This is a genomic window from Streptomyces sp. NPDC127084 (assembly GCF_042724175.1).
In the GTDB taxonomy this organism is placed as follows: Bacteria; Actinomycetota; Actinomycetes; order Streptomycetales; family Streptomycetaceae; genus Streptomyces.
Genome location: NZ_JBHXFA010000150.1, coordinates 12,945 through 16,771, shown reverse-complemented (window position 1 = coordinate 16,771; position 3,827 = coordinate 12,945). Strand labels below are relative to the sequence as shown.

The 3,827-nt window shown below is 71.2% G+C and carries 3 protein-coding genes and 2 pseudogenes; 2 read left to right on the top strand and 3 right to left on the bottom strand.

All coding sequences use genetic code 11. The features are described 5' to 3' along the window. Window positions 1-265, bottom strand: a pseudogene (locus tag ACFWI9_RS27485) (ATPase); the annotation flags it as partial. Window positions 266-620: 355 nt separating this feature from the next. Between ACFWI9_RS27485 and ACFWI9_RS27480 the strand changes: the two are divergent. After that, window positions 621-1,298: a uracil-DNA glycosylase gene (locus ACFWI9_RS27480; RefSeq protein WP_387165985.1), complete on the top strand. Its 678-nt coding sequence runs from the start codon at window positions 621-623 to the stop codon at window positions 1,296-1,298. A gap of 33 nt (window positions 1,299-1,331) precedes the next feature. On the opposite strand, the gene ACFWI9_RS27475 is transcribed toward ACFWI9_RS27480, so the two are convergent. Next, complete coding sequence (locus ACFWI9_RS27475) at window positions 1,332-2,417, bottom strand: WD40/YVTN/BNR-like repeat-containing protein (RefSeq protein WP_387165989.1); 1,086 nt, start codon at window positions 2,415-2,417, stop codon at window positions 1,332-1,334. Between the two features lie 215 nt (window positions 2,418-2,632). Further along, window positions 2,633-3,094 (bottom strand): annotated as a pseudogene (locus ACFWI9_RS27470) (MarR family winged helix-turn-helix transcriptional regulator); the annotation flags it as partial. Window positions 3,095-3,210: 116 nt separating this feature from the next. Here ACFWI9_RS27470 and ACFWI9_RS27465 point away from each other — a divergent pair. Beyond that, entirely contained in the window at window positions 3,211-3,627 is a 417-nt protein-coding gene (locus ACFWI9_RS27465) for an organic hydroperoxide resistance protein (protein WP_387165983.1), read from the top strand. Window positions 3,628-3,827: the final 200 nt, after the last annotated feature.

Here is a 3,827-nt window from a genome sequence, read left to right as displayed (position 1 = left end):
GGCCCGCCCCGCGCGCGCGCGCCTCCCGCGGGGGCGCCCCCCCCCGCCCGAGCTGTGCGGGGCCCAGCGGCACCAGCCGCACCAGCAGCACGCCCGCGTCGATTCCCGCGGGCCCGGTGCGCACCGGGCCCCCCGAGACGATCGCGTCCCCACCGCACGGGTCCATGACCGGGGATTCGACGGGCGCGAGCGCGACCCGCAGCCCCGAGCCGCCGGAGTCCACACCGAGCACCCATCGTGCCCGGCCGCTGCGCCGCTCTGTCATCCCGCCCTCCGGGCGCATGCCGTCGGACCCGCTGTCGGGCGTACGCGCTGCACCACCTCGTGACTCCTCCCCTTCGTGAGCGAAGGGGCTTCTCACTCGCGGTTGAAACCCTCATGACGGCCAAGCCCTGACCGCTGCTGAAGCAGGGTCGAAGGATACTACGCCACGTGGCGGATCCACTACTCAGGGTGTGCTCCCCTTCCTGTCCGAAACGCAGGATCAGGGATGGACCGGCTCCGGGGCAGGTGGGAGTGGGGCGAGCGGGCTGGGGAATGACGGCGCCACCCTATCCCCGAGGAGCCTTGTGACGGCCGGATTCGAAAAGACACTCCGTGCACCAGTAGAGTGACGCGCCGTGGCAGCACGACCGTTGAACGAACTTGTCGAGCCCGGCTGGGCGGAGGCGCTGCGGCCCGTGGCCGGGCGCATCGCCGCTATGGGGGATTTCCTGCGCGCGGAGATAGCCGCGGGCCGCACCTATCTGCCCGCAGGCGCGAACGTACTGCGGGCGTTCCAGCAGCCCTTCGACGAGGTGCGGGTGCTGATCGTGGGTCAGGACCCCTATCCGACCCCGGGTATGGCCATCGGCCACAGCTTCGCGGTCGCGCCCGAGGTGCGGAATCTACCCGGCAGCCTGGAGAACATCTTCCGGGAGCTGCATACAGACCTGGGACTGCCCCGGCCCTCCAACGGCGATCTGACCCCCTGGACCAAGCAGGGCGTGCTGCTGCTCAACAGGGCGCTCACGACGGCACCCCGCCAGCCCGGCGCGCATCGCGGCAAGGGCTGGGAGGAGGTGACCGAGCAGGCCATCCGCGCGCTGGCCGCCCGGGGCAAGCCGTTGGTGTCGGTGCTGTGGGGGCGGGACGCCCGCAATCTCCGTCCTTTCCTGAACGGCCTGCCTGCAGTGGAGTCTGCCCACCCTTCCCCTATGTCCGCCGACAGAGGGTTCTTCGGCTCCCGGCCGTTCAGCCGCACCAACGAACTCCTCGCGGAGTCGGGGGCCCAGCCGGTGGACTGGCGCCTGCCCTGAGGGCTGTCCGGGCACGGCTGGGGCACCGCGACCTCACCCGAGCACCGCCGCACGCACACAGAGCACGTCCGGCAGATGCGAGGCGAGCTGCTGCCAGGTGTCACCGTCGTCCGCGCTCGCGTACAGCTCGCCGTTCCGATTGCCGAAGTAGACGCCTGCAGGGTCGGCGCCGTCCGTGCACATCGCGTCGCGCAGCACCGTGCCGTAGTGGTCGCCGTCGGGGAGTCCGGCGGAGAGAGGTTCCCAGCTGCCGCCCGCGTCGCTCGTGCGATAGACCCGGCACCGGCGCCCGGCCGGGACACGGTCCGCGTCGGCGTTGATCGGGAACACGTACGCCATATCGGCGCGGTGCGGATGCGCGATGACCGCGAAACCGAAGTCCGACGGCAGCCCGCCGCCGATGTCGGTCCAGTGGGCGCCTGCGTCGTCGCTGCGGTAGACGCCCCAGTGGTTCTGGAGGTACAGCCGGTCGAGGTTCCCCGCGTCCTGCGCGATCTTGTGGACGCACTGACCGAACTCCGGGTTCGGATCGGGGAGGAAGACAGCCGATACTCCCCGGTTGGACGGGTCCCAGCTGGCGCCGCCGTCACGGCTGCGGAACACCCCGGCCGTGGAGACCGCCACGGTGACGGCGTCCGCGTCCCGCCGGTCCGTGACCACGGTGTGCACGGCCTCCCCGCCGCCTCCGGGCACCCACTGCGACCTCGTGGGGTGCTCCCAGAGCGGGCGGACCAGTTCGAAGGTCTCGCCGGCGTCTTCCGAGCGGAACAGCGCGGCCGGCTCGGTCCCGGCGTAGACCACGTCCGGTGCCGCGGGGCCCGCGGGGTGCAGCTGCCAGACGCGCTCCAGGGAAGCGCCGGTGTCCTTGGGGAACTTGACCGCGGGCTTGGCCGGCTCGGTCCAGGTCGCGCCGAGATCGTCGGAGTGGAAGACGGACGGGCCCCAGTGGGCGCTGTCGCCCCCCACCAGCAGCCGTGGGACCGGGCGGCGGGTGTCGATTCCGATGGAGTACACGGCCTGCGCGTTGAAGTGCGGGCCGTCCAGCTCCCACTCACTGTCGCGCCTGCGGCCGAGGAAGAGTCCCTTGCGGGTGCCCACAGCAAGCAGCACGTCGTTCATCACCGACACCTCCATGACGCCGTTGTCGCGGATACGGGCCAGTGTGCACCCGACCGCTGACAACGCCCCGGAAGTGTCCATTGCCGCAGGTCACAGCGGCCCGGTGGCGGTCAGTTCGGGTTGGCCGAGTCGGTCGAGTCGGTCGAGTTGCCTGAGTCGCCCGGATCGGCGGGGCCGCCCGCACAGCCGCCCGCCGGGTCGTACTCCGTCGACTCGAGGTCGGCCCCGTCCAGCTTGGCTGTCAGCACGGCGAGGCGCTCCTGGAGGTCGCCAAGCTCCGCCAGGGTGAGCCCGGTGGTCGCGGCGATCCGCTGCGGGATGAGCGCGGCCTGTTCCCGCAGTGCGATGCCCTTCGCGGTCGGGCGCACGGTCACCGAACGCTCGTCCTCTGTGCTGCGGCGGCGCTCCACGAAATCGATCGCCTCAAGCCGCTTGAGCAGCGGGGACAGCGTGCCGGAGTCGAGGCGCAGCCGGGCCCCGATCGCCTTCACGGGCTGCTCTCCGTGCTCCCAGAGCACCAGCATCACCAGGTACTGCGAATAGGTGAGGCCGAGATCCTTGAGGACCATCCGGTAGACACCGTTGAACGCGCGCGAGGCCGCGTGCAGGGAGAAGCAGATCTGGCGGTCGAGCCGGAGGACCTCGGGGCTCCCGGCGGCTTCCGGTGTCGTTGTCATGCCTCCAGGATACCCACCCGGGCAATTAAGTTGTGCACAACTTAATTGTGTGCTGTAGTTGTGGTCATCCGGTCCGGCCGCCAGGGGCCCGGCCCGTCGACAGAGGGATGATCGCCATGAACGCGCTGTACACCGCCGTCGCCACCGCCAACGGCCGCGATGGTCGTGCCGTCAGCTCCGACGGCCGCCTCGACCTGCCGCTGGCCATGCCGCCCGCGCTCGGCGGCAGTGGCGAGGGCACCAACCCCGAGCAGCTCTTCGCTGCCGGGTACGCGGCGTGCTTCTCGAGCGCCCTCGGGCTTGTCGGCCGCCAGGCGAAGATCGACACCAGTGAGATCTCGGTGACCGCCGAGGTCGGCATCGGCAAGGACGAGGCGAACGGCGGCTTCGGCCTTGCGGTGGTCCTCCGGGTCGAGCTGCCCGAGGCTCTCGAAGGCGCGACCGGCGAGAAGCTCGTGGAGCAGGCCCACCAGGTCTGCCCCTACTCCAAGGCGACTCGCGGCAACATCCAGGTCGAGCTCGTCGTCGAGTAAGCCGGAGCAGAGCGAGCAGGCCAATCAATCAGACGGCCGAGTAGTGACCCAGCCGAGTGGCTGCCCAGTCGAGTGGCTGCTCAGTCGAGTCCCGGGGCGCCGGCAGCCGAGCCGACCGACCCGCAGCGGTGTGCGGCCAGGGCAGGGGCCGGCCGCCACGCCCGACGCTCACGGTGGTGGGGGGGCCCGCAGGTCCGGCC